Genomic DNA, 25,032 nt, shown 5'->3' on the forward strand with positions numbered 1-25,032 from the left:
GAGTAAGGTTACCGGAGGTAAGGCTACGTCATGGACGAGGAGCAGGTCGAGATGAGCTGGTCGAGATGAGCCCCCAGCAACTGTCGCAGTCGGTGCGGCGCGTGGCGATCGTCGGCGGAGCGCGCATCCCCTTCGCCCGCTCCGACGGCCCCTACGCCACCGCCTCCAACCAGCAGATGCTCACCGCCGCCGTGGACGGCCTCGTCGAGAGGTACGGACTCCAGGAGCCGGGCGCGGTCGGCGAGTTCGTCGCCGGTGCCGTGCTCAAGCACAGCCGCGACTTCAACCTCGCCCGCGAGACCGTCCTCGGCTCGACCCTCCACCCGCGCACCCCCGCCTACGACATTCAGCAGGCCTGCGGCACCGGCCTCCAGGCCGTCATCGCCGCCGCCAACAAGATCGCCCTCGGCCAGAGCGAATCGGCCGTCGCGGGCGGCGCCGACACCGCCAGCGACGCGCCCCTCGGCGTCAACGACTCCCTGCGCCGCATCCTCCTCGAAGCCCGCCGGGCGAAGTCGGCGGGCGCCCGCCTCAAGGCCCTCGCGAAGGTGCGCCCGGGCCACCTCGTCCCCGACATCCCGCGCAACGCCGAGCCGCGCACCGGCCTGTCCATGGGCGAACACGCCGCCGTCACCGCCCGCGCCTGGGGCATCCCGCGCGAGGCGCAGGACGAACTCGCCGCCACCAGTCACCAGCGGCTGGCGGCGGCGTACGAACGCGGCCTGTTCCAGGACCTGGTGGTCCCCTTCCGCGGCCTGGCCCGCGACCAGAACCTGCGCCCCGGCTCGACGGTGGAGAAACTCGCCTCCCTGAAGCCGGTGTTCGGGCTCGGCCACCCCGACCCGACCATGACGGCCGGGAACTCCACCCCGTTGACGGACGGCGCCGCGACCGTCCTGCTGGCGAGCGAGGAGTGGGCCCGCGAGCGCGGCCTGGAGCCGTTGGCGTACCTCACCGCGTACGAGACGGCGGCCGTCGACTTCGTGGGCGGCGACGTGGCCGGCGGCGAGGACGGACTGCTCATGGCACCCGCCCACGCCGTCCCGCGCATGCTGGAGCGGGCCGGGCTGGGCCTGGACGACTTCGACCTCGTCGAGATCCACGAGGCGTTCGCCTCCCAGGTGCTGGCGACGCTCGCCGCCTGGGAGAAGCAGGGCCTCGGCACCGTGGACCGCGCCCGGCTGAACGTCGCCGGCTCGTCCCTCGCCACCGGCCACCCCTTCGCCGCCACGGGCGCCCGGATCGTCGCCACCCTCGCCAAGCTCCTCACCGAACGGGACGCCCCCGCCCGCGGCCTGATCTCCGTCTGCGCGGCGGGCGGACAGGGGGTGACGGCCGTTCTGGAGCGCGCCTGAGAGCGAGGGCCGTGCGGAACCTGAAACACCCTCACGTAACCCCCGAGATTGCACAGGCCTGGCTCCGGACCATCCCCGAACCCGCACAAACCCGCCACGTGCGCGCCGTACGATCCCGTTCCTACCGTCAGTAACCCCTTAGGGACCTCTCAAGGGGGATTGAGCCGGTTGAGCGCCTCGGCGTGCGAGGCACGTACGTCATGCAGCAAGCAGTCCTTCGCTGCACGCCCCAGGAGCCGCCCGTGTCCACTGCGTATCCCTCCTCCGCCTACGGCGACGCGTACGGAGGGCCGGTGCTGGTCGAGCCCGAGGTGCGGCGGCTGGACGGGGCGGTACGGGAGGCCTCCGTACCGCCGCTGGCCCCGCCGTGGACCCACGGCTCGCTCGCCGACCTGCCGTTCGACAACGCGAGCGCGAACCCGGGTGCCGTGGCCCTCAGCCGCAAGGACGCCGACGGCCGCTGGAGCGACGTCACGGCGGCGCAATTCGCCGACCAGGTGCGGGCCGTGGCCAAGGGCCTGGTCGCCGAGGGCCTGATGCCGGGCGACCGGATCGCCGTGATGGCCCGCACCATCTACGAGTGGACCGTCCTGGACTTCGCCGCCTGGGCGGCCGGACTGGTCACCGTCCCCGTCTACCCCACCTCCTCCGTCTTCCAGGCCCGCTGGATCCTCCAGGACTCCGGCGCGGTCGCCCTGGTCACCGAGACCGCCGCACAGGCCGCCGCCCTCGGCCCGGAGCGCGAGCGGCTGCCCGACCTCCAGCACCTGTGGATCGTCGAGAAGGGCCACGTGGACCGGCTCGTGGAGGCCGGGGCGCACCTGCCCGACCAGGAGGTCGAGGTGCGGCGCGGCATGCTCGGCCCCGACACCCTCGCCACCCTCGTCTACACCTCGGGCACCACGGGCCGCCCCAAGGGCTGCGCCCTCACCCACGGCAACTTCTTCGCCGAGGTCGACAACGCCATCGAGCTGCTCTACCCCGTCTTCCGGGCCAAGACCAGCGAAGAGGCCTCCGTCCTGCTGTTCCTGCCGATGTCCCACGTCTTCGGCCGCATGGTGGCGATCGCCTGTATCCGGGCCCGCGTCCGGCTGGGCCACGCCCCCAGCATCAAGGCCGACCGACTGCTCCCGGACCTGGCCAGCTTCCGGCCGACCTGTCTGCTGGCCATCCCGTACATGCTGGAGAAGGTCTTCAACTCGGCCCGCGCCAAGGCCGAGTCGGGCGGCCGCGTCTCCTCGTTCGACCGCGCGGTGTCGGTCGCGCAGCGCTATGGAGAGGCCCTGGAGGCCCAGCAGACCGGCACCGGCCCCGGCCCCTCCCGCGCCCTGAAGACCGCCCGCGCCTTCTACGACCCCCTGGTCTACCGTCGCCTCCGCAACGCCATGGGCGGCAGGGTCCGCTACGCCATCTGCGGCGGCTCCCCGCTCGGCCCCCGCCTCGCCGCGTTCTACGCCGGTGCCGGCATCGAGATCTTCGAGGGCTACGGCCTGACGGAGACCACCGGCGCGAGCACCGTCACCCCGCCCCTCAAACCCCGCCTCGGCACCGTCGGCTGGCCGCTGCCCGGCACCCGCGTCCGCATCGCCGCCGACGGCGAGATCCTGGTCGGCGGCGACCACGTGCTGCGCGGCTACTGGGACCCGCAGGCCGGGGGCGTCGTCCCCGCCGCCCCCGACGGCTGGCTCGCCACCGGCGACCTCGGCGAACTCGACGACGAGGGCTATCTGACGATCACCGGCCGCAAGAAGGAACTGCTCATCACCGCGGGCGGCAAGTCCGTCGCCCCGGCCCCGCTGGAGAACTGGCTGCGCTCGCACCCGCTGATCTCCCAGTGTCTCGTCCTGGGCGACGGCCGCCCCTTCGTCTCGGCGCTGATCACCCTCGACCCGGACGGCATCACCCACTGGCGCCAGATGAACGGCAAACACCCCGTGCCGGCCACGCTCCTCGTCGACGACGAGGAACTGCGCGCCGTCCTGCAACGCGCGGTCGACGAGGCCAACAAGATGGTCTCCCGCCCGGAGTCCATCCGCCGCTTCGCCATCCTGCCCGAGGACTTCACGGAGGAGGCGGGTCTCCTGACTCCGTCGATGAAGCTCCGCCGGGAGGCCGTGCTGCGCGCGTTCGCCACGGAAGTGGAGGGTCTGTACACCCGGTGAGTCACCTTTGCGATCTCTTCACACGTGGTTCTTGACGACGCACGGCGTCTGCCCGTTGGCTTTCGACCACCTCGTCACGATGCTCCCCCCATCGGAAGGCTCCACCAGTGATAGCGCGCAACCCCCGTCAGGCCGCCGTGCGGCGAATCTCCATGGCCCTGGCGGTCTCCGTATCGGCCGTGTCCCTCGCCGCCTGCGGCGACGGCGGGAGTGACGACTCCGCCGCGAAGAAGGGCAACGACATCACGGTGGGCCTGCTGCTGCCCGACCGGGACACGGCACGCTTCGAGAAGTTCGACTACCCGCTGATCAAGCAGGAGGTCGCGTCCCTCACGGAGAACAAGGGCACGGTCCGCTACGCCAACGCCGAGGCCAGCGTCACCAGACAGAGCGAGCAGTTCCAGAAGATGATCGCCGACAAGGTGGACGTCATCCTCGTCGACGCCCTCAACTCCAAGACCATCGCCACGGACGTCCAGAAGGCCAAGGACGCCGGCATCCCGGTCATCGCCTACGACCGGCTCGCCGAGGGCCCGATCGACGCCTACGTCTCCCACGACAACGAACTCGTCGGGCAGGTCCAGGGCCGCGCCATCATCGGAGAGCTCGGCGACAAGGCCGAGAAGAGCAAGGTCGTCATGATGAACGGCGACCCCGGCGACCCGAACACCGCCCGGTTCAAGGACGGCGCGCTGAGCGAGCTCCGGGGCCAGGTGAACATCGTCAAGGAGTACGACACCAAGGAGTGGAAGCCCGCGATCGCCAAGGCCAACATGAAGAAGGCGATCCAGTCCGTCGGGCTGAACAACATCGCCGCCGTCTACTCGGCCAACGACGGCATGGCCGGCGCCGTCATCGAGGCGCTCCAGGAGGCCGGGGCCACCAGGATGCCGCCGGTGACCGGGCAGGACGCCAACCTCGACGCGGTGCAGCGGGTGGTCTCCGGCGAGCAGTACATGACCGTGTACAAGTCCTTCCTGCTGGAGGCGACCAACGCCGCGAAGATCGCGGTGGCCAAGGTGCAGGGCCGCGCGATCGAGTTCGCGGCACTGACCCGGGAGACCGTCGACAGCCCCACGAAGAAGAGCATCCCGGCGATGCTGGTGCCGGTGGTCGCCCTCACCAAGGACAACATCGAGGACACGGTGATCACGGATGGCGTGTACACCGTGAAGGACATCTGCACCTCCAAGTACAAGGCGGACTGCGCGGCCATCGGGCTCGAGTAACGGACGCGGGTGGCCGTCGGGTCCGGGCCGGCGGCCGCGCATGGCCATCGGCTTCCGGTGGGCGGGCTCGTGTGGCCGTCGGGTCCGGCTCCGGCTTCGGGCTGCGGGCGGGTGTGGCCGTCGGGTCCGGCTCCAGGTACGGGCGGGTGTGGCCGTCGGGCCCGGCTCCGGGTGGTGGGCGCGTGTGGCCGTCGTCTCCGGCTCCGGGTACGGGCTCGTGTGGCCGTCGCGTGCGGGTGGTGGAGGCGTGTGGCCTCGGCTTCGGGTGGCGGACGCGCGGCGACGTCTCCGGGTGCGGGCGTGTGTGGCCGTCGCGTGCGGGTGGTGGAGGCGTGTGGCCTCGGCTTCGGGTGGCGGGCGCGTGGGGGCGTCGGGTCCGGGTGGCGGACGCGCGGCGACGTCTCCGGGTGCGGGCGCGCGGTGGGTGTCGCGGGGGTCTTGACTTCGCAAGACCCCCGCGCGACATTCCCCACCCCTTTCGCGTTCTCGTCGGGCTGGAGCGGCCATGACCACACGCACGGACACCGCGGACACCGCGGACACCGCGGGCACTGACACAGCCCCGACCCGAAGGCGACTGCTGGCCGGGGCCGCCGGTGCCGGGCTCGCCGTCGCCACGGGCGTCCGACAGGGCGCCCGGGCAGCCGACTTACCCCCGCTCGGCACGTACGACGTCGTCGTCATCGGCTCCGGGGCCGCCGGCATGACCGCCGCGCTGACGGCCGCGCGGCAGGGCCTGAGCTGCGTCGTCGTGGAGAAGGCACCGACCTTCGGCGGCTCGGCCGCCCGCTCCGGCGCCGGGATCTGGATCCCCAACAACTCCGTGATCCTCGCGGCCGGCGTCCCGGACACCCCCGCGAAGGCCGCCGCCTACCTCGCCGCGGTCGTCGGCCCGGACGTTCCCGCCGACCGGCAACGGGCCTTCCTCACCCACGGCCCGGCGACGATCTCCTTCGTCATGGCGAACAGCCCCCTCCGGTTCCGCTGGATGGAGGGCTACAGCGACTACTACCCCGAGCTCTCCGGCGGCCTGCCGAACGGCCGCTCCATCGAGCCCGACCAGTTCGACGGCAACCTCCTGGGCGCCGAGCTGGCCCACCTGAACCCGCCGTACATGGACGTCCCCGCCGGCATGGTCGTCTTCAGCGCCGACTACAAGTGGGTCGCCCTGGCCGCCGTGAACGCCCGGGGCGCGGCCGTCGCCGCCCAGTGCCTCGCCCGCGGCGTGAAGGCGGCGACGCTCGGCCAGAAACCCCTGACGATGGGCCAGGCGCTGGCGGCCGGCCTGCGCGCGGGCCTGCGATCGGCCGGGGTCCCGGTCTGGCTCAACACACCCCTGACCGACTTGCACGTCGAGAACGGCACGGTGACCGGAGCCGTCGTCACCCGCGACGGCACACCCGGCCTGGTCCGCGCCCGCCGGGGCGTGATCGTCGGCTCGGGCGGCTTCGAGCACAACGCCGCGATGCGGGAACGCTTCCAGCGTCAGCCCATCGGCACGGACTGGACCGTCGGGGCCAAGGAGAACACCGGCGACGGCATCCGGGCGGGCGAGCGGCTGGGCGCGGCGCTCGACCTGATGGAGGACGCCTGGTGGGGCCCGGCGATCCCGATCCCCGGCCGGCCCTACTTCTGCCTCGCCGAACGCACCCTGCCCGGCGGGCTGCTGGTGAACGGCTCGGGCCGCCGCTTCGTCAACGAGGCCGCGCCCTACAGCGACGTCGTGCACACCATGTACGACGTCCACGACACCGACCCGGCCATCCCCTGCTGGCTGATCGTCGACCAGAACTACCGCAACCGGTACCTCTTCAAGGACGTCCTGCCGACCCTGCCCTTCCCCGACGCCTGGTACGACTCCGGGGCCGCGCACAAGGAGTGGACCCTGGACGCCCTGGCGGCCTCGATCGGTGTGCCCGCGGCGGCCCTGCGCAGCAGCGTGAACCGCTTCAACGCTCAGGCGCGACAGGGCGAGGACCCCGACTTCCACCGCGGCGACAGCGCCTACGACCACTACTACACGGACCCCTCGGTCCTCCCCAACTCCTGTCTGGCCCCCCTCTGGCTGCCCCCGTTCCACGCCTTCCGCATCGTCCCCGGCGACCTCGGCACCAAGGGCGGCCTCCGCACGGACGCCCGGGCCCGGGTGCTGCGCGAGGACGGCTCGGTGATCCCGGGCCTGTACGCGGCGGGGAACGCCAGCGCGGCCGTGATGGGCCACAGCTACGCGGGCGCGGGCTCGACGATCGGCCCGGCGATGACGTTCGGGTACATCGCGGCGCGGGACATCGCGGGGGCGCTGTAGGGGGCGGGGCTGGGCTGGGCGGGGCCGGGGGTCTCCAGAGAGCTGAGCGTGAACCGGTCGCGGTGCGCCTGTGGGCATCCGCGGCCGATCACGGGGCCACCCGGGGCGTCGCGCGTGGGGCTGCGGCGATGCCCCGGGCGGTTCAGTCCCCGGGCTTGCGCGCCACGAGGCTCGCCTGGGCGACCGGCTCGCCCTGTGTCTCGTCGGGCTCTCGTACGGTCGTGGCGCGGACGGTGAAGCCGGCGTCGCTCAGCAGGGCGCCGATGCGCTCCGGCCGGCCCCGGCGGAAGGTCAGGGACACCTGGTGGCCGAAGGCCTCCTCGTAGCGGCGGGGCTCGTCGCCGCACTGGAAGCCGAGCAGCAGATGGCCGCCGGGGCGCAGGACGCGGTGGAAACCGGCGAAGAGGGCGGGCAGGTGCTCCTCGGGTGTGTGGATGATCGAGTACCAGGCCACGACACCGTCGAGTGAGCCGTCCGGCAGGTCCAGCTCCTGCATCGCGCCCTGTTCGAACCGCAGGCCCGGATTCTCGCGGCGGGCGATCGCGAGCATCGACTCCGACAGGTCCAGCCCGAACACCGACAGCCCCTGGGACGCCAGGTACGCCGTCACCCGCCCGGGCCCGCACCCCAGGTCGGCGACGTCGCCCCCCTCGCCCACGAGCTCCGCGAACCCGTGCAGCACGCCCCGGTCCAGCGCCGTCCCCGGGCGCAGGTCACCGAACTGGACGGCGTACTCCTCGGCGACGGTGTCGTAGAACAGGCGGGTCTCGCACACGAAGCCGGGGGTGTCGGTCACGAGGTCAGGGGCGCCGGTCACTGGACCGGGGGTGTCGGTCACAAGACCGGGGGTGTCGCTCACGAGGTCCGGGGCGTCATTCACGCGGTCAGGGGCATCGGTCATGGCCGGAGACCCTAGCGCGAGCCGCTGTCTTCCCGGCCCTCGTCCGAGCGGCCGTCCGCCTGGTTCCGGCCATGCTCCACGGCGCCCTGCTTGCCCGCGTCGCCCGGGTTCTTCCCATCGCCCGGGTTCTCCCCGTCCCCCTGGACCTGCCGGGCCCGCCCCGCGCCGATACCCGCGCCCGCTCCGATCGCCGTGCCGAAGCCGAGGCCCAAGGCCAGGCCCAGCGCGGGATTGTCGAAGACGGTCATGCCGAGCACGATGCCTATGGCCGTGCCGAGGGACAGGCCGACCGACAGGCCCATGGCCAGGGGCTTGTCGGCGGGCGTACCGCCGGCTTCCCCACTGTTCTCCTGGTCTTCCCGCATCCGCTCATCGTCCCACGGCCGGAATTCACCGGGAATTCACCGGACAGAAGGGCTTGGATAAGGGCAGGAGCCCCGTCGCCTGGCGGCGCGGGGCTCCTTGGGTACTACAAATCAGACCGGCGTGACGTTCTCAGCCTGCGGGCCCTTCGGACCCTGCGTGACGTCGAAAGACACCTGCTGGTTCTCCTCGAGCGAGCGGAAGCCGCTAGCGTTGATCGCGGAGTAGTGGACGAAGACGTCGGGGCCGCCGCCCTCCTGGGCGATGAAACCAAAGCCCTTTTCGGCGTTGAACCACTTCACGGTTCCGGTAGCCATAAGCCCTCCTTGGGCCCAAAAGGGTTGCCCTGCTCCAGAACCAGCAAGTGTGAAGATGAATTCCGCACAAGTGCATATGTCTGAGAATGACGAGAGCCCGCGGTCACATGCTCCGCAGGCTCTGTACTGCAAGGGAAACCAAACTGCAACTTGCGACGAGCCTAGCACGCAGGCCGCGGAATGCAATAGGGGTCAAGATCACGTCACCCGAATGTTTGAACATCGTCCGGCCGACTGGCGGAGGGGGTGCCCGCAACGGGCCCACACCCCGACGGCGGGGTCGCGCGCCCGCCCGTACGCCGTGAGGGCTAGCCTCACGATGTGGACAATCCTCGCACCCGGCCGCGCGTCGGCCACATCCAGTTCCTGAACTGCCTGCCCCTGTACTGGGGGCTCGCGAGAACGGGCACGCTCCTCGACTTCGAGCTCTCCAAGGACACCCCGGAGAAGCTCAGCGAGAAGCTGGTGCAGGGCGAACTCGACATCGGTCCGATCACCCTCGTCGAGTTCCTCCGGCACGCCGACGACCTGGTCGCCTTCCCCGACATCGCCGTCGGCTGCGACGGCCCGGTCATGTCCTGCGTGATCGTCTCGCAGGTCCCCCTGGACCGGCTGGACGGCGCCCGCGTCGCCCTCGGGTCGACCTCACGCACCTCCGTGCGCCTCGCCCAGCTGCTTCTCGCCGAGCGGTACGGCGTCCAGCCGGACTACTACACCTGCCCGCCCGACCTGAGCCTGATGATGCAGGAGGCCGACGCCGCCGTCCTCATCGGCGACGCCGCGCTGCGCGCCAACATGCTCGACGGGCCGCGCTTCGGCCTGGAAGTGCACGACCTCGGCGCGCTGTGGAAGGAGTGGACGGGCCTGCCGTTCGTCTTCGCGGTCTGGGCGGCCCGACGCGACTACCTGGAGCGCGAGCCGGTCATCACGCGCCGGGTGCACGAGGCCTTCCTCGACTCCCGCAACCTCTCCCTGGAGGAGGTCGGCAAGGTCGCCGAGCAGGCCGCCCGCTGGGAGGCCTTCGACGAGGAGACCCTCGCCCGCTACTTCACGACCCTCGACTTCCGCTTCGGCGGCCCGCAGCTGGCAGCGGTCGCCGAGTTCGCCCGGCGGGTCGGTCCGACGACCGGCTTCCCCGCGGACGTGAAGGTGGACCTGCTCCAGCCGTGAGCCGGACGGTGCTCCCGCACTACTCTGCTGGTGGTGCAGGCGTACCGGGACCGGAGCCGTCCCCGCCTGCCCACGGGGGAGGGGTGACGCCCATGCGGCCGCTCGACGTCGACGAACCCACCGTCGTGGGGCCCTACCGGCTGCTCGGCCGACTGGGCTCCGGCGGCATGGGCCGGGTCTACCTGGGCCGCAGCGCCGGTGGCCGCACGGTCGCCGTGAAGATCGTGCATCCGCACTTCGCGCTGGACGAGGAGTTCCGGGCGCGTTTCCGGCGTGAGGTCGAGGCCGCGCGCCGGGTGGGCGGCGCCTGGACGGCGCCCGTCCTGGACGCCGACCCGGGGGCACGAGTGCCTTGGGTGGCCACCGCGTACGCCGCCGGTCCGTCCCTGTCGGCCGCGGTCACCGACGGCGGGCCCCTGCCGGCCCACACCGTACGGGCCCTGGGCGCGGGACTCGCCGAGGCGCTGGCGGCGGTGCACGAGCTGGGCCTGGTGCACCGGGACGTGAAGCCGTCGAACGTCCTGCTGACCCTCGACGGTCCGCTGCTGATCGACTTCGGGATCGCCCGGGCCACCGACGGCACGGCGTCCCTCACCTCCACCGGCGTGTCCATCGGCTCGCCCGGCTACATGTCGCCCGAGCAGATCCTGGGCAAGGGCGTCACGGGCGCGGCCGACGTCTTCTCGCTGGGCGCGGTCCTGGCGTACGCGGCGACCGGGCAGCAGCCCTTCCCCGGCGACTCCTCCGCCGCCCTCCTCTACAAGGTCGTCCACGAGGAACCGGAACTCGGCTTGATGGACGGCGAGTTGCGGGGCCTCACGGCGGAGTGCCTCGCCAAGGACCCGGCGGTGAGGCCCGCCCCGGCCGAGCTGGCCCGCCGCCTGGCCCCCGAGGGGGCGGCCCGGCTCGTGGCCGGCGGCTGGCTGCCGGGGACGCTGGTGGAGCAGGTGAGCCGCAGCGCGGTGCAACTACTGAACCTGGAGGCGACGGGGGCGGGAGCGGGCGTGGGGGCCGGTGGGCCTTCCGGGCCGGTGGGGTTCAGCAGCCCTTCGGTGGGGGCGGCGCCGGGAGCAGCCGGGGGCGAGGAGCAGGGGCTCGGAGTATTCGGACCGCCGCCGGTGATGCCATCGCCCGGGACCGGGGCGCAGACACCCGTCATTGCCGCAGTACCCGAACCCCGGGACGGCGACCACCCGCAGGGCGCGGTATCCGAACCCCGGGACGGCGACCACCCGCAGGGCGCGGTATCCGAGCCCCGGGACGGCGACCACCCGCAGGACACCGCCCCGACCTCCGGTCGGCGGCCCGGCAGGGTCACCGTTTCCGTCGCGGCGACGTCCACGCCGGAGGGCGAGGGCGGCGGACGGGTGCGCAGGCTGAGCTGCTCCGTGGCGCTGGCGGTCGCGGGGGCGATGGCGGCCGTGACGATCGGGTCGGTGTTCGTGTTCGACCTGCTGCCCGGGCGCGGTGGCCAGGACGACGCCGACTCGGGCAGCGGGTCCGACTCGCCCCCGGCGGCGACCGCGAGCTCGGCCCCCTCCACCGGTGCCGTGCCCGCCGCGTACCTCGGTACCTGGGAAGGCCAGGGCGTCGCCCTCGACGGCAGACTGCCCCTCGGCACGTTCCGCATCACGGTCGAACGGGCCGCCGTCGGCCAGGAGTTGGGCAAGCTCCGCCAGACCGACCCGATCGGCGGCGTGTGTGTCGACGTACTCACCCTGAAGCAGGTCACGAAGAAGGAGCTCGTCGCGACGTCGGTCGGCGCGAAGACCAACCACAGCGGCTGCAACCCCGCGAAGACGACGGTCCACCTCAAGCCGGTGGGCGACGACCTGCAATACCGGTCGGAGAGCGAGGAGTCGGGGCGGCCACAGGCTCGGATGTCGAGGGTGGGGTAGAGGGCGTCCTGCGGCTGAGCCTGACCAGCAGGGTGATCAGCAGCGCAGCTGCCACGAGGGTGGAGACGAGGCCGACGACCCACAGCCATGGGTAGTGCACGTGCACCCAACAGGGGCCGCCCTCGCCGTAGCAGTCGGCGTCCCAGTTGCGGCGCCGTTTGGGCCGTACGGTCGTGGCGATCACCCCGGCGACCAGGTAGCAAGCGGCCAGCCCGGACAGGGACGCGGCCGCCCAGGCCAGCGAACGCGCCTTGCCCCTCTTCCAGTCCATCCGCAAGAGCGGCGCCACCCAGGCGAAGAAGACCACCGGCACCAGGGCACCGACCGTGCCGGCGAAGGCGTACGCACCGCCGGGCCACGCCGGAGCGAAGTCGCCCCAGAGCTCGTGGCCCCAGTACATGTCGAAGAGGACCAGCGGCATGATCAGGGCGACGAAGCCGGGGAGTACCAGGCAGGCCCACAGACAACCCCAGCCCTGCTTCTCCTGCTCGGAGACTGACGGGCGGCCCGGCCGGTGCTCGTACCGTAGCGCCGACCCCGCCGCCTTCCTCCGCTTCGGCCTCGCCGACCCCCGCTCAACGCCTCACCCCGGGATGACCACCGTCCGCAGCTCCCCGTCGCCGAGGTGGAGCATGCCCTTGCCGGGGGCGACCTGGCCGCCGACCATGCTGCGGTTGAGGCGGACGCCGACGAGGTCGCCGCTGGAGGACTCCTGCGGGGACAGCAGGATGCCGCGGCGGGCCTTCTTCGCGTCGACCTGCCAGCCCGAGAAGCCGCTGCACACGTCCTCCTCGTCACCGGCGATGACGAGCGCGAGCCCGCGTTCGGCGCCGCGGGAGACGAGCTTCTTCATCTGGCTCTCGGCGTCGCAGTCCTCCAGGAGCTCGCCGTCGTCGACGAGGACGGCGATCGGCTCCTCCAGGGAGGCCTGGTCGATGAGCTCCTCGAACTCGTCCTCGTCGATGTCGTCACCGGTGAAGACCTTCAGGACACCGTCCGTGCCGTCGAGCTGGCGGAGCGGGGACTGGCGTGGGGCCGCGATGACCAGGCGGGTGCCCTGGGACAGGAACGAGTGGGCGAAGTTCAGCATGACCGTCGAGCGGCCCGACTTGGCCGGGCCCGCGACGACGAACGCCGGTACGCCCTCGGCCAGATCGGGACCGAAGCCGACGATCTCGTCGCCGCCGATGCCGACCAGACCCCACAGCCGCGAGCGGGACGCGTCCGGGTCGCGCATCTCCCACGCCTCCGGGAAGGAGATGCGGCTGGGCAGGCTGTCGACGCGGAACGGCCGCCGCGAGCGGGGGACGTCCGCGTCGCGGGCCGCGGCCGCCTCGCCGATCGCGGCCAGCGCCGCGGCCTGGCCCTGACCGGTGGTGTCCGCGGCGAGCAGCGCGAACTGCGTCTCCGTACCGAACTCGTTGCGGAACGCGCGGCCCGGCGGAATCTCCTCCGGCACCTTGCGCGCCGGGATGCCGAGCGCGGAGAAGTCGCTGCGGTCGGCGAGCCGCAGACCGTACTTGTCCTCGGTGAGCGTCGCGATCCGGCCCACCAGGAGGGTGCGGTCGCCCGTCAGCACCAGGTGGATGCCGACGCTGGCGCCCTCGCGCATCATCGTCTGCAACTCGTCGGTCAGCGACCCGTGGTCGACCTCGCCGAGGGTGGGCACCCAGCCCTCCCAGCGGTCCAGCAGCACCACGATGTGCGGCAGCCGCTCGTCCTCGGCGACCGACGCCCGCTGCTCGCCGATGTCCGCGAAACCCTTCTCCGCCAGCACGTCCTGGCGGCGGCCCATCTCGCCCTTGAGCCGGTTGACCAGCCGCACGACCCGCTCGGTCTGGTTGCGGCTCACGACCGCACCGCAGTGCGGCAGCCGTGTCAGGGCGTTGAGGGCGCCGTTGCCGCAGTCGATGCCGTAGAGATGCACGTCGGCGATGGAGTGCGTGCGGGCGATGGAGCCCGCGAGGGTGCGCAGCACCTGGGAGCGGCCGCTGCGCGGGGCGCCGCCGATCATGAGGTGGCCGAAGGAGGAGAAGTCCACGGCGACCGGGCGGCGGGCCTGGCTCGCGGGCAGGTCCTCGATGCCGTACGGCGCCGGCGGCAGCCTGCCGGGGCCACCGGCGAACGCGGGCAACTCCACGTCGTCCAGCAGCAACGTCTCGTCCAGGGCGGGCAGCCACGGGCTGTGCTGCGGCGGGATGCCGAGGGAGCTGTTGGCGTCGCGGATGGTGTCCACGAGGACCTTCAGGTCGGTGATCTCCTCGTCCTCACGGGACTCGGCCTTCGGCTTGACCAGCGCCGCCCGGCCCAGGTCCTCCCAGGCCAGCGGCCCCACCCAGGGCATCAGCACGGCCGGGTCGGCCGCACCGGGCCGGCGGCCACCGACACGGCCGGACTGGAACGGCACCAGCGAGGCGTGCCCGAGCCGGGCGTACGCGCGACCCGGGGTGTTCTTGGAGATGTGCCCGGCCTCGGGCGAGTCGATGACGTCCGACGACTCGCCGCCGTCCGTCACCCGCAGCGCGATACGGAGGTTGGTGTTGGCGCGGATCTCGGGAGACACGACACCGGACGGCCGCTGCGTCGCCAGCAGCAGGTGGATGCCGAGGGAGCGACCACGCTGGGCGATGTTCACGAGCCCCGTGACGAAGTCGGGCAAGTCGCGCACCATCGAGGCGAACTCGTCGATGACGATGAGCAGTCGGGGCACCGGCTGGTGCGAGGGATCCCGGCGCACCAGGTCCTGGTAGTCCTCGATGTCCTTGGCGTCGGCGGCGGCCAGGATGTGCTCGCGCCGGTGCAGCTCCGCACCCAGCGACTCCAGCGCCCGCTCCACCAGGTGGGCGTCGAGGTCGGTCACCATGCCGACCGTGTGCGGCAGATGCACACAGTCCTTGAACGCCGCGCCACCCTTGTAGTCGACCAGCACGAACGTCATGTTCTCGGGCGTGTTCGCCACCGCCAGCGCCGCCACGATGGTCTGCAGCAGCTCCGACTTACCCGAACCGGTCGTACCGGCGATCAGACCGTGCGGCCCGTCCTTGCGGATGTCGAGCCCGAACGGCCCGTCGTACGACTCGCCGATCACGGCCAGCGTCGACTGCCCGCCCATCCGCCAGCGCGCCACGATCGCGTCACTGGTCGGCGGCTCCAGCTGGAGCACGTCCAGCAGCCGGCTCGACCCGGGCAGTGCCGAGTCCTCGGTCTCGCCGCTGATGTCCCGCAGCGGCGACAGCGACCGGGCCAGGCGCAGACACCAGGCCGCGGAGACGAAGTCCGGCCGTACGTCCTTCAGGCGCTCCGCACCGGCCTCCTCGACGCGCAGCCGCAACTGCTCGGTGCGGCCGGCCTGTTCGGGCTGCTGAGCGCTGCTGTGCCAGGCCTGGAAGGAGGGGAAACCACCGGCGGCCTGCTGGGGCTGCTGCTGGGTCTGCTGAGCCGGCTCGTACTCCGCGGCCTTCGGCTCGGCCACCACGTACGCCTGGCACTCACCGGGCAGGAAGCGCTCCTCGGCGTCCAGGCAGATGGCGAACATCGACACGGCCGGCCCCTCGCGCAGCAGCCGCACCACGCCGGGAAGGGACCGCAGCCGCCGCGACCCGTCCCACACCACCACGATGTCGGGGTCGCCGAAGCTCGAATTGCCCTGCGACTTGTTCTCCTCGGCGGCCTTCTTGCGCGCGTCGAGGATCTGCGTCAGCTCCCCGATCCGCGCGCCGACCGTCTCGGCGTCCGTCCCGATGAGCGCGTTGACGTCCTGACCGCCGGACGGCCGGGCGTGCGGCAGCCATCGCACCCAGTCCCAGGACTCCTGCGCGGCGTTGTCGCTCAGCACGTAGAACTGCACGTCCATCGGGCTGTGCAGCGTCGCGGTCTGCGCGACGGCCCAGCGCCCGAGGGCACGGGCGGAATCCCCGGGCCCGGCCATACCGACGACACCGAGGGTGCGCAGGTGCAGCGCGACCGGGGCGTCCTCGATCTTCCAGGTCACCTGGCGGCGGTGGTCATCCTGCTCGGGGTCGTCGAGCACCACCTCGGAGGGCAGCTGCCCGGTCCCGAAACGGACCAGCAGGTGGTCGCGGTCGGTGCGCCGCCGCTCCCACAGACGGGTACGGGGCCCGGTCCCGAGGGCGAGCACGGTGGCCGGGTCGGGTATGGCGTGCCGCCGGTCGTTCCGCTCGGCGACGAGCGCGTCCTGGGCGTCCTTCTCGATCCGCTCCTTCTGCTCCTCGTACTCCTCGACCTGCTTGGCGTGCGACTTACGCCCGTGCTTCTTGTCGTTGTAGTAGTTGGCGAAGAGCAGGATCGGGCTGAGGGCCGCCATGATCAGGTAGTACCAGCGCTGGAAGATCATCACCGACACGACGGCACCCACGAGCGGCGTCAGCGCCATCAACCAGGGGAGCGGTCTGGCCTCGTACTCTCGGGGCGGCGACGGCAGCCGGAAGCTGGTCTGCCGCTCGGGCGGACGCAGCCGCGGGGGGCGGTTGTAGTCGAGGCCGACGCCGTCGTCGGACCACTTGAGGGCGGCGTTCGGGGGTGTGTACCGGGTGAGTTCGAGAAGGGTGTTCCCGACCCCGATCTGAGCGCCGAGGGGCCACTCGGTGGGACCGTCCTTCTTCTCTTCCCTCTTCTCCGGGTCCTTCTTCTTGCCGCGCTTCTTGCCGCTGGGCTCGTCCTTCTTCTCGTCCGCGTCCTCCGCGAGGGAGGTGCCGTCGAGGGTGACGTGCTCCCTGTCCGAGTGCACGGCGACCTGGCAGGTGCCGTCGGTGGCGACGGAGAGGGTGAGGGCCCGGGCGTCGACCTCGGGGTCGTCGAGGCGGATGTACGACGCCGCGCCGCTGCCGATGTCGTAGCGCCCGACGCCGAGCCGGTGCACGAACCCGGCGGCCGGCCCGCCGACCACCCGCAGCTCGACGAGCCCGGTGGGCTCACCGGGCAGACACCCGGAGGGGTCCTGCAGGCTGACGACGGCGCCCTCGCGCAGGGGCGATCCGACGACGGTGGCGCCGGGATCGACGGCGTACCCGTCCACGTACACGAGGGGCGCGTTGTTGGCCGGCGCGTGCCGGTGCTGCCCGAGCGGGATGACCTGCGCCCCGCTGTGCCCCACCTGCTTGGCCAGCTCCTGCGCGATGTCCCCGACGGTGGACTCAGGATCGGCATCGAGCACCACGTCGGCGGTGCCGCCGCCGTACGGGTCGACGACGGTCAGAGTCAGGCGCACGACTTGTCCTCCCCGTGCCACTGGGCCGGTACGGCCGCGTGGTGTCTGTCGCTGGTACCGCTGTGCTGTTGGCTTGCTGCGGTGCTCGTTTGTTGTGCTCTTCAGCCACGCGGGTCACAGCGGTACAGGGACGATATCCGTTCGGTACGACGGCGGGGCAATGGGGAGGCGCCGTGACGTTCCCGATGGCAACGGCGTACACGCTTTCATGACGGCTCGTTCACAAGGCGGGTATGGGGCACCACAGGCCACACCCGTAAGCTGCTGACGCAAGAGCGGACGATCACACCGGTTGCCACGTGCGACCGGCAACTCGGCTTCCGGGCTGAAGAGTCCGCAAACAGGGAGCCACGGGGGTTGGCCCTGCGGCGTTGTGAGAGGGAGCGGCTTCATGGCCAAGGACCTTGATGTCACATATCAGGACATGCGGGATGCAGCCAAGCATGTCGTGAAGGAGAAGGAAAAGCTCCAGGAGAAGCTCGAGGGCCTCAAGAAGTACATCAACAACCTGGTGCAGGGCGGCTACGTCACGAAGAGCTCGTCGAAGGCGTTCGACGAGAACTTCGACGAGTTCGTGCGCGGCATGAAGGACACGCTGGACGGTCTCGACGGCATGGGTGACTACCTGACCATGGCCGCGGACAAGTTCGAGCAGATCGACGACGAGCTGGCCAAGCAGGCTCGGAGCAAGTAGGGCCAAGGGCCGGCCGGGTGCCGACAGCCGATGGAGTCGGCGCCCGGTTCCCGGGCGGGGGCCGTCAGTCGGGAAGAGGCTGCCGCAGCAGGTGCATGTGCAGGTCGCTCCGGAGCTCCCTGACGATCTCCCGGGATGGCGGCCTCCCCGCCTCGCTCCTGGTGTCCCTGGTGCCGATGGGCGATACCCCCGCCGACCCGGAGAAGTACTCGGCGTGACTGGAACTGCGTGAGCCTGAAGGTGCGGGGGCGGCGACACGTGTCCGCGTTCTCGGTGCCACGACGTTGAGCGTCCACGTCCTGATGCCCGGCGGGGTTGGCTACCTGACGCGCTCCTTCTCGCCCCCGCTCACGGGGATGGCTGGTCCGATGGAGCGCTTGTGCGATGCCATCGCGGGTTCACGTCGGTGAGTGCAGTGACTCGGAGGGACATAGATGCAGAGGCAGGCTGACAGGACGGGCACCGACCGGCGCTGGGGAGTGCGCGACGGCTTGGGAATCGCCGGAGTGATCCTCTGCCTGGTGGTCGGCACGGGCCTGATCCTGCTGCTCACGGGCCTGTGGAAGCGGTTCGCCCGCGAGACCCTCCCGCCCCTCGTGGGACTGCCCGGAGGCTCATGGGCGCTGGGTGCGGCCCTCGGTGTGATCACCGTGCTCGGGGTGATCGGAGGGCTGCGTTGCACCCCCGGAGTCCCGGGCGGGACCCACCTGGCGCGTGGACTGCGCTCCGCGGGAACGGCGATCTGCTGCGCTGCGGCTTTCGGACCGCTCTTCTACCTGCTCGCCGGCTTGCGTACCAGGAATTGCCGTTCGATGAGTTGCGCCTACCTTCCGGGGACGGGCACCGCGTTCCTCGCCTACGTCGTCACTGTCGGCCTGGTCGGCTGGTCCATCCACCGCTGGACGAGCACGCGGGCAGCGGAACAACTCGCGAGGGAGCAGATGCGGGTGCGGAGGCTTCGGAAGAAGGGTAAAGGGAAGAGCCGGGCGGCACGGCAGCGTTAGCACGCAAGACTGCGGCCTCACTGTCCGCGCAACCCAGCATCTGAGTCCCTGCTTAAGCAGTCGTCACCGGCACGCCCGCGTCGGACAGTGCCTCGGTGATGGCCCTGGCCTCGGGTGACCGGAACTCGATGGCCTCCCCTGACTGCAGCAGCACGTCGACGGAGGGCGGAAGCCACGCCACTCCACTGCCGATGAGGACCGCACCCTGTACCTCGCCGAGTTGGAGGTCCAGGGCATCCCCGTCCGTCCCGCGGGCCAGCAAAGCACCCGCGTCGACTGCCAAGGCCCCGGTGCGCGAGGGCCCGGTGTCCCAGGCAGAGGACGTCGACCCCGCGAACGGGCTGTCCGGCTCTCCGAGCCCGTAGCGCACAGGATGCACCACGGCGCCCCCGGGGAAGGCCGACGCCACGGAACTCGCTGTCGAATCGAGGGGCACCTGCTCGCGACGACGCATGCGCACGATCTTGGGCAATCCCAGCACGAGAAGCAACAACGCCAGTAGGCCTGCTACGGCGAGACCGAAAGCGTCCTGAGGGTGAGCGGAGACGAAGACCACGGTGACGATCACAGCAGGGCTGAGGAGAGCGGCGTTGAGCACGGCCGGGTGATTGCGCATGCCGGACAGGTAGGTTCTGGGCGACTCGGCACGGGACGCTGTCTGCGCGAACTGCGTGCGATGCAGGTCCCTCCTCCGAGCTCGGGCGCGAATCACCCGCTCGCGTACGGCCCAGCCGTATCGAGCCGCATACTTCCTGATCGTGCTCCAGGCGAAGAGCCCTGCCACGACCAGGCAAGGGAGCAGCCCGAGGACGGACGGATCGGACAAGTCGGCCAGGACAACCGCCGTCAGGATGAGCGCCAGGGTGAGCCCCAGCGCCGAGTAGAAGAAGCGGCCGTGCGGATACCCTTCCGCGCCGTAGCGTGTCGGGAAGTCCGCGTCGGGCCCGCGGTCCACCGCCGCCCACTGACGAAGCAACTCGAAGCGGCGAGCTGACCGCATACGCAGCGCGCGCAGGACGAACAGCGCCGGAACAGAGAGAACGGCGAGCAGCAGGAGCCCGAGCACGCTCGCCACCGCGACGTCGGTCATATCGCTCGAAGCGGAGTCGGCGGCGTCGATCACCATCGCCGGAACCAGCCCTGCGACCAATGTCACGACGCCCGCACACAGAAGGAATACGAGAGCACGACCGCGCGAGAGGTCTTCGCGGACCAGCATGTCCAGCGCCTGCCCCTGATCCCGCAAGCGGGACCCACGATCAGGCCAGCTGTCCGGTGCTCCCGGGGGTTCAGGCAACGGAGCTGCCTGGAAGAGCGGTGTGCGGGCCGAGGATTGACCGTCGATGTTCGTCGTCATGTCCGTTCCTGTGCCGTCCGCTCATTCGGGCGAAGCGGGAAACGAGGCGGAGGCTTCGACGAAACGCAAGAGTGGAAGAGCCGGGCAGAGCGTTACCGATACCGGGCAACATTCAGGTTACCGGGGTACCGGCCCGGAGTAGTTGGCCAGATAGGAAATGGTGAGGATCACCGATATCGCCACCAGTGGCGCAGGGCTGTCCCTCCTGCAACAGTCAGCAGGATGCCCAGCACGGTAAATCGTCCTACTGGGGCCGAGAAAAGAAGCCATACCCCACCGAACGAGAAGATCATTCCGCCGCTGCACATCAAGAAATTGTAGGCTCCGGCAGGCAGGTTTCCGGGCGGAATCCAAGGCACGTGTATCTCCCTGTAGCCAGGACGGGAGTTCCCGTCCTACAGCTCAGTCGTCATCTTCGTCGAGGGGCACGTAATCATTGTGGCGGAGCACGATGGAGTGGGCCAGTTCGTCCATGTCGTCCAGCGAGCGCAGCACCTGGCTCGGTGCTGGTGACCCTGTGATGACGACCACGTCCCGACCGTGTTCTTCACTGCGCCACGCATAACGGAGACTTGAGACGACAGCGTTACTTTCACTATCTACTGAGTAGCGGAGAACGCGTACTCCAGTTCCCAGCGACTCTGTCGCGAACTCTTCGACGATCGGTGCCTCGACTGCCCCATCATCGTCTGCGAGGGTAACCCGACGCAGTTCCGATGTCTTCTCGCCTTCGGAAGGGAATTCGCTCACGAAGACCGGGAGTGGGAGTGCTGTGGGACTGGGAAGATACAAGAGCACTTCGAACCCGGGAAACATCTTCGGGTACTGCTCAACACATGCTGCCAAGGTGTCTGCCAGTAGTTCGACCTCGCCCGCTACAGGATCCGACTCGTGCTCTTCCCACCAGAGCTCCGCTGTCTCAGTCGCCCACTCTTGGGGTGTTCGCTCGTCGTCATCCTCCCAGGGCTCCGTTGCGCCAATCGTCCAGCGTGGAGGAATCTCAAGCCATACGTCCAGGTCGTACTCGATATCTAGCCAGCTCATTCACTACTCCAACGAAATGTGGTCACGATGGCGTCAAAGAGGGAAACCGTAGCATCAGACAACTCATCATTGGGATCTCCGCCACCCATGGTCGAGAAGGAGATCGTCAGCCATCTTCTACGATCACCGGGTACGGCTGCCACGTAGTCGACGCGACGTGAGGCCAGCTCGATGCCTTCCTGCACATCGGCTTCGGCCACTACCTCCCGCCTGGCGCCCGGCGCCTCATCAATAGTGACAGCTTCGTAACCGCCGGTCGATGTCATGACTCCGAGGAATCGGCTGGGATCGCCTTCGGTGCTGATTTCACCCACTACGAACGAGGCAGCGATGGGGCTTTCTCCGGGGTCCGCCATCGGCAGGTAGAAATCCAGCCCACCACTCTTTCGTGCACGCTTGATCCCCATTGACAGACGTCGCTCGACCTCCAGCCTGTACCGGGTAACCAAGTCTCTCGGAAAATTCTTGGGGAGCTGCTTGCATGCGGACTCAACGATGTCTCGGACTGTCGCCTCCCTCTCGCTTTTTCGGCGCAAGGGAATTCGTTTCCAATTTGGTGGAAGAATCAAGGAGTATCCATTTGCTACACCTTTCTCCGATGGCTCGGCAGGAGCCAAGCTCGAATTTTCCGCAGGATGATCTGGTCCCACTCTACACCTCGAGGTTCGTAAGATTGGAGCTGATATAATTCTCAGTCATTTACCAACCTGACCCACGTTGTACGGTAAATTGCTCTTTGGTCTCGTTGTAACCCTCGACGTAAGGCTTGTCCGGCCATATATCGCTGGTTCCCAACCCCTTGTCTGCTAGGTCAGCTGTAAGTCCAGCACCGAAGGCAGTACGGAACCTGTCGCGGTAGACCTCCGCATTTTGGCCGGCTTTCAGGACTTCTGGAGAGTTGGGATGGGTTGCACGCATGTGCTGGATGTCTTTGTAAGACCGAGCAAATTCCTTGTCGCCGCCAGATGCCGCCAACTCGCGCCGGTTCGAATTCGGCAACTCCCTACTGCGCTCAGCAGCGCGGGCTTCATTCCGCGCCGCATTCTTCTGCTTTTGGGCGGCCTGTAGAGCCCGCTCGGCCCCTCTCCTCTTCTTCTTGCTGGTAGTCCTCTTCCGCGCCTGCCTGTCTGCGTTCCTAATGGCATTGTTGATCTTATTGTTGTTTGCGGCTCCCTTTGCGGCTCTAGCAGCCTTTCCTGCCTCCTTCACAGAAGCTTTACGCATAACTGTCTGTACTGCCTTGAGGCCCTTCAAGGCCTTGGCGCCCATCCCCATGGTAACGAGCGAAAATGCATCCGTGGCCACGTCCATCCACGACCCGTCTCCAGTAATGGCCAACAGCACGTGGCCACCCATCACCAGAGCGGTTGCCACTGTAGCGATCATGGCAACCCAGCCGACAGGGGTGATGAAGAGGGCCACAAGACCAATAATCGTGGCGGTCCAACTCAAAACGTCAATGGCGATCTTCACATAATCGACTACACCTTCCCACCATGAATCCTTGATGATATCTTTGATTTCAGTACCGATTTCCTTTGCGTAGTAACCGGCACGTTCATCTCGGTGGCCCTCAACCTTTTTGAGGCGCGTGCGGTAGTCCTTCAACGGGTCGTCGCCTGAAGACTTTGTAGGATTATCACCGCCCGACTCTGCCTTCTTCTTGGCCGCGTCGTTCTCTTCTTGCTCTCGTTTCGCGTCAGCGAGGATCTTGTCGGCGTCCGTCTGACAATCCTCCAGATCGGAAGCCCATTTACTCAGGGAGCCATGCACGCGTTCATAGCGGCTGGCAACTTCTCGGAGATGCTTTTCGAGGTCACCCGATTCTTCCCGTAGCTTGCCCGCGTACTTTCCCTTGAGTTCGTTGTCGTCTCTGATTCGGGTTAGATCTTTCGCCTGTGCCCGTAGTGACTTTGCCATGTTGATCATGTGCTTCACTTCGGCACGGATTTCCTCTGGGTCGCCCGGTACAGGGTCCGAATCGGCGAGAGGGTGCCAGTCCTTGGGGCGAGGCTTCGAGGAGGCGGTCACTTCTTCTTCCCGGCTTTCCTGAGTTCTTTGGCGAGGTCGGCATCAAGTCCGGTGAAACCATCGATGGTGGAGGTGACCAGCTTTCCCACATTCTCGACGGTTTCGAGCATCTTTTCGCGATACTTCTCCCAGTTGTCAACGAAATCGCCCATCACATCCGCTATTTGACTGCTGCCCCAGTATGGGTGCATGTCATCTTTGCGGTTGTCGAGGTCGTTGAGTTCCTTTTTGATTGTCTTGAGCCGTGATTCTGAATCGACGAGTAGATCAATATTTACGACGAGGTCGGAGTCGTTTGCCATGACTGTCCGTAGTGCCTTCTTTGATTGGATTTGCGGTGGCCATACGCGGTGAGCATTTGACGGCTCTGATCTTTTGGACGCTGATAGCCCTCTCGTCGGCCGAGGAGGCCCGGTGAAGATTCCGTGGATCGTGAGGTGGAAGCTCGGTCTGAGCAGTCGAAGCGCCGACTTCAACCCTGGTCTTGTTGCCGTCGGCAGACATGCCGTCCTCGCTACCGCAGGCTGCGGGAAGGTGTGCCGTAGTCACGATCGGCGCGGTCGCAACGGGCAAAGGGCGGCACTTCAACATGGGCTCCCCGTGAGACAAGGGTTCATTCAAGAGCACTGACGCTATCGTTGCGGTTCTCGGTTTCGCCAGCGCGAACTGCACCGGGAACACCGGCAATTCGGATGTATGGGGGCCCACCGGGTTGGGCTTGTGTCCCTGATCGCCCGCCGGCAGTGGGCAGCCCCGGGCGGTTGCTGTCGCGTCCAGGGCCGTCACCGCTGCCGGAGCCAGGTATCGGCCAGTCGTGTTCGTGCTCTAGACAGTGCGGAGCAAGGCCCCAGCGGCGGCTGGCTGGTGGCCAGTCGAAGTTCGGTCCCGGTGCGTGACCGTACTTCATTGGGCTCGCCTGGCTGGGGCTGTCGTGCCGCTGTGGGAGAGCGGTGTGAAGGGCGGAGCTTCCCGGCTCGGTCACCTGTTGACGGACTGGATCTCCTGAACCGTGACGTCCTGGTCATTGCCGAACGAGCCGTTGGGGAGCTGTGTCGGGTTGGGGCTGCCCGTGCCGGTCCAGGTGATCTCCCAGGTGACGGTGGCCTGGAGTTTGAAGGTGCCGTCGCCGGAGGAGCGGAGGTACCTGATGCCGCAGGGCGGGGTCCTGTCGGCCTTGCCCTTGGCGTAGGGCTCGCCGATCGAACCGATCTCGTTGATCGCGCACTCGCCGGAGGCGGGATAGGTCTCGGCGTCGGGCGTACCGGGCTCCAGCTTGAGAGAGACCGGCTTTGCGGTGGTCGTGGCTTGGATGTTGAGGCCGCCCACATTGAGCGCGGCGGTGACCGAGACCTCTTTGAACTTGGCTTTGTCCAGCCAGGCCCAGGTGGGGAGATTGACCTTGGTGGTCGTCTCGGGGGCGACGGTTACTTCGGTGTTCGGCAGTTGGATGCGGTTGTAGGCGAGTTCGGCGAGAACTTGGGGGCTGACCGGGTTCTCCACGGGTGGGGCGGCACCGTTCTCGACCCAGAAGGGTGGCTTGTCGCAGAGCTGGGCTTCGGGTTCCATCCAGCGGTCCTCGTCGCGGACAGCGACCCACCAGTTACCCTCGTCCTTCTGGTCGAGGTTGTAGTTCTTGTACTTTCCGTCCTTGTATGTGTCGCGGAACATACCGGCCGAAGTCTTGGCGTAGCCGTGCTGGCCCGGAGTGTTGATCGTCTCGTCGTACATGTTCTCGACGTACTTGGAGAACTCCTGCGCGGAGCGCGGTTCGTACCAACATGCCGGCGGGGTCCAGTTGCCTACGGGGGTGACGTTGCCCTTGCCGCCACCGCCTGAGGCGGTGCTTGTGTACCTGATCATGGAGACGAGGTCGCTTCCGGACCGCTTGCCGCTGGCACCGACCTCGGCCTCGGACGCGCCAGGACCCTTCGCCGCTGCAGTGCCGGCGGTCATGCCGATAGCCGCGAGGAGAGCA

The 25,032-nt window shown here is 68.9% G+C and carries 19 protein-coding genes; 8 read left to right on the forward strand and 11 right to left on the reverse strand.

The features are described 5' to 3' along the window. The first annotated feature begins 65 nt into the window (after window positions 1-65). The 4 genes from IE153_RS20875 (at window position 66) to kstD (ending at window position 7,051) form a co-directional block, all read left to right on the forward strand. Window positions 66-1,355, forward strand: coding sequence for an acetyl-CoA C-acetyltransferase (locus IE153_RS20875; protein ID WP_189591401.1), 1,290 nt, complete (start codon window positions 66-68; stop codon window positions 1,353-1,355). Window positions 1,356-1,597: 242 nt separating this feature from the next. Continuing rightward, window positions 1,598-3,517, forward strand: a complete 1,920-nt coding sequence (locus IE153_RS20880) for an AMP-dependent synthetase/ligase (protein WP_189591402.1) — start codon at window positions 1,598-1,600, stop codon at window positions 3,515-3,517. A 152-nt stretch (window positions 3,518-3,669) separates the two neighbouring features. Beyond that, window positions 3,670-4,746, forward strand: a complete 1,077-nt coding sequence (locus IE153_RS20885) for a sugar ABC transporter substrate-binding protein (protein WP_189591530.1) — start codon at window positions 3,670-3,672, stop codon at window positions 4,744-4,746. Window positions 4,747-5,251: 505 nt separating this feature from the next. After that, window positions 5,252-7,051 carry a 3-oxosteroid 1-dehydrogenase gene (kstD, locus tag IE153_RS20890; protein ID WP_189591403.1) on the forward strand — a complete coding sequence of 600 codons (1,800 nt, stop codon included), beginning with the start codon at window positions 5,252-5,254 and terminating at the stop codon, window positions 7,049-7,051. A 142-nt stretch (window positions 7,052-7,193) separates the two neighbouring features. On the opposite strand, the gene IE153_RS20895 is transcribed toward kstD, so the two are convergent. The 3 genes from IE153_RS20895 to IE153_RS20905 form a co-directional block, all read right to left on the reverse strand. Further along, a complete protein-coding gene (locus IE153_RS20895; RefSeq protein WP_229829104.1) occupies window positions 7,194-7,847 on the reverse strand; it encodes a class I SAM-dependent methyltransferase in 654 nt (217 codons plus the stop codon). Between the two features lie 116 nt (window positions 7,848-7,963). After that, window positions 7,964-8,317, reverse strand: a complete 354-nt coding sequence (locus tag IE153_RS20900) for a hypothetical protein (RefSeq protein ID WP_189591405.1) — start codon at window positions 8,315-8,317, stop codon at window positions 7,964-7,966. 111 nt (window positions 8,318-8,428) lie between these two features. Then, the gene (locus IE153_RS20905) at window positions 8,429-8,632 is read right to left on the reverse strand and encodes a cold-shock protein (RefSeq protein WP_003992177.1); all 204 of its coding nucleotides are present in this window, start codon (window positions 8,630-8,632) and stop codon (window positions 8,429-8,431) included. 321 nt (window positions 8,633-8,953) lie between these two features. Here IE153_RS20905 and IE153_RS20910 point away from each other — a divergent pair, with 321 nt between their 5' ends. After that, on the forward strand, window positions 8,954-9,802 hold the full coding sequence (locus IE153_RS20910) for a menaquinone biosynthetic enzyme MqnA/MqnD family protein (protein WP_031103061.1): 849 nt from the start codon (window positions 8,954-8,956) through the stop codon (window positions 9,800-9,802). A gap of 92 nt (window positions 9,803-9,894) precedes the next feature. Further along, window positions 9,895-11,700 carry a serine/threonine-protein kinase gene (locus IE153_RS20915; protein WP_189591406.1) on the forward strand — a complete coding sequence of 602 codons (1,806 nt, stop codon included), beginning with the start codon at window positions 9,895-9,897 and terminating at the stop codon, window positions 11,698-11,700. Here the strand turns inward: IE153_RS20915 and IE153_RS20920 are convergent. After that, window positions 11,615-12,121, reverse strand: coding sequence for a hypothetical protein (locus tag IE153_RS20920; RefSeq protein ID WP_189591407.1), 507 nt, complete (start codon window positions 12,119-12,121; stop codon window positions 11,615-11,617). The two genes, IE153_RS20915 and IE153_RS20920, sit on opposite strands and share 86 nt — an antisense overlap. A 162-nt stretch (window positions 12,122-12,283) precedes the next feature. Then, on the reverse strand, window positions 12,284-16,927 hold the full coding sequence (locus tag IE153_RS20925) for an FtsK/SpoIIIE domain-containing protein (RefSeq protein ID WP_189591408.1): 4,644 nt from the start codon (window positions 16,925-16,927) through the stop codon (window positions 12,284-12,286). A 391-nt stretch (window positions 16,928-17,318) separates the two neighbouring features. On the opposite strand from IE153_RS20925, the gene IE153_RS20930 reads away from it, so the two are divergent. Both IE153_RS20930 and IE153_RS20935 read left to right on the forward strand, forming a co-directional pair. After that, window positions 17,319-17,621, forward strand: a complete 303-nt coding sequence (locus IE153_RS20930; RefSeq protein WP_030840100.1) for a WXG100 family type VII secretion target — start codon at window positions 17,319-17,321, stop codon at window positions 17,619-17,621. A gap of 434 nt (window positions 17,622-18,055) precedes the next feature. After that, window positions 18,056-18,625 (forward strand): hypothetical protein, encoded by a 570-nt coding sequence (locus IE153_RS20935; protein WP_189591409.1) that lies wholly within the window; start codon window positions 18,056-18,058, stop codon window positions 18,623-18,625. A gap of 52 nt (window positions 18,626-18,677) precedes the next feature. Here the strand turns inward: IE153_RS20935 and IE153_RS20940 are convergent, their stop codons facing one another. The 6 genes from IE153_RS20940 to IE153_RS20965 all read right to left on the reverse strand — a co-directional run bounded on the left by IE153_RS20940 (window position 18,678) and on the right by IE153_RS20965 (window position 25,010). Continuing rightward, on the reverse strand, window positions 18,678-19,982 hold the full coding sequence (locus IE153_RS20940; RefSeq protein ID WP_189591410.1) for a hypothetical protein: 1,305 nt from the start codon (window positions 19,980-19,982) through the stop codon (window positions 18,678-18,680). A 402-nt stretch (window positions 19,983-20,384) separates the two neighbouring features. After that, on the reverse strand, window positions 20,385-21,026 hold the full coding sequence (locus IE153_RS20945) for a hypothetical protein (RefSeq protein WP_189591411.1): 642 nt from the start codon (window positions 21,024-21,026) through the stop codon (window positions 20,385-20,387). After that, window positions 21,023-21,433, reverse strand: a complete 411-nt coding sequence (locus IE153_RS20950; RefSeq protein ID WP_189591412.1) for a hypothetical protein — start codon at window positions 21,431-21,433, stop codon at window positions 21,023-21,025. Before IE153_RS20950 ends, IE153_RS20945 begins: the two co-directional genes overlap by 4 nt. A 292-nt stretch (window positions 21,434-21,725) precedes the next feature. Further along, window positions 21,726-23,057 (reverse strand): putative T7SS-secreted protein, encoded by a 1,332-nt coding sequence (locus IE153_RS20955; protein ID WP_189591413.1) that lies wholly within the window; start codon window positions 23,055-23,057, stop codon window positions 21,726-21,728. Further along, window positions 23,054-23,359 carry a hypothetical protein gene (locus tag IE153_RS20960; RefSeq protein ID WP_189591414.1) on the reverse strand — a complete coding sequence of 102 codons (306 nt, stop codon included), beginning with the start codon at window positions 23,357-23,359 and terminating at the stop codon, window positions 23,054-23,056. Before IE153_RS20960 ends, IE153_RS20955 begins: the two co-directional genes overlap by 4 nt. A gap of 676 nt (window positions 23,360-24,035) precedes the next feature. After that, the gene (locus IE153_RS20965; protein WP_229829081.1) at window positions 24,036-25,010 is read right to left on the reverse strand and encodes a hypothetical protein; all 975 of its coding nucleotides are present in this window, start codon (window positions 25,008-25,010) and stop codon (window positions 24,036-24,038) included. Window positions 25,011-25,032 lie beyond the last annotated feature (22 nt).

Origin of the sequence: Streptomyces massasporeus, assembly GCF_014648995.1 — a bacterium.
Lineage (GTDB): Bacteria > Actinomycetota > Actinomycetes > Streptomycetales > Streptomycetaceae > Streptomyces > Streptomyces massasporeus.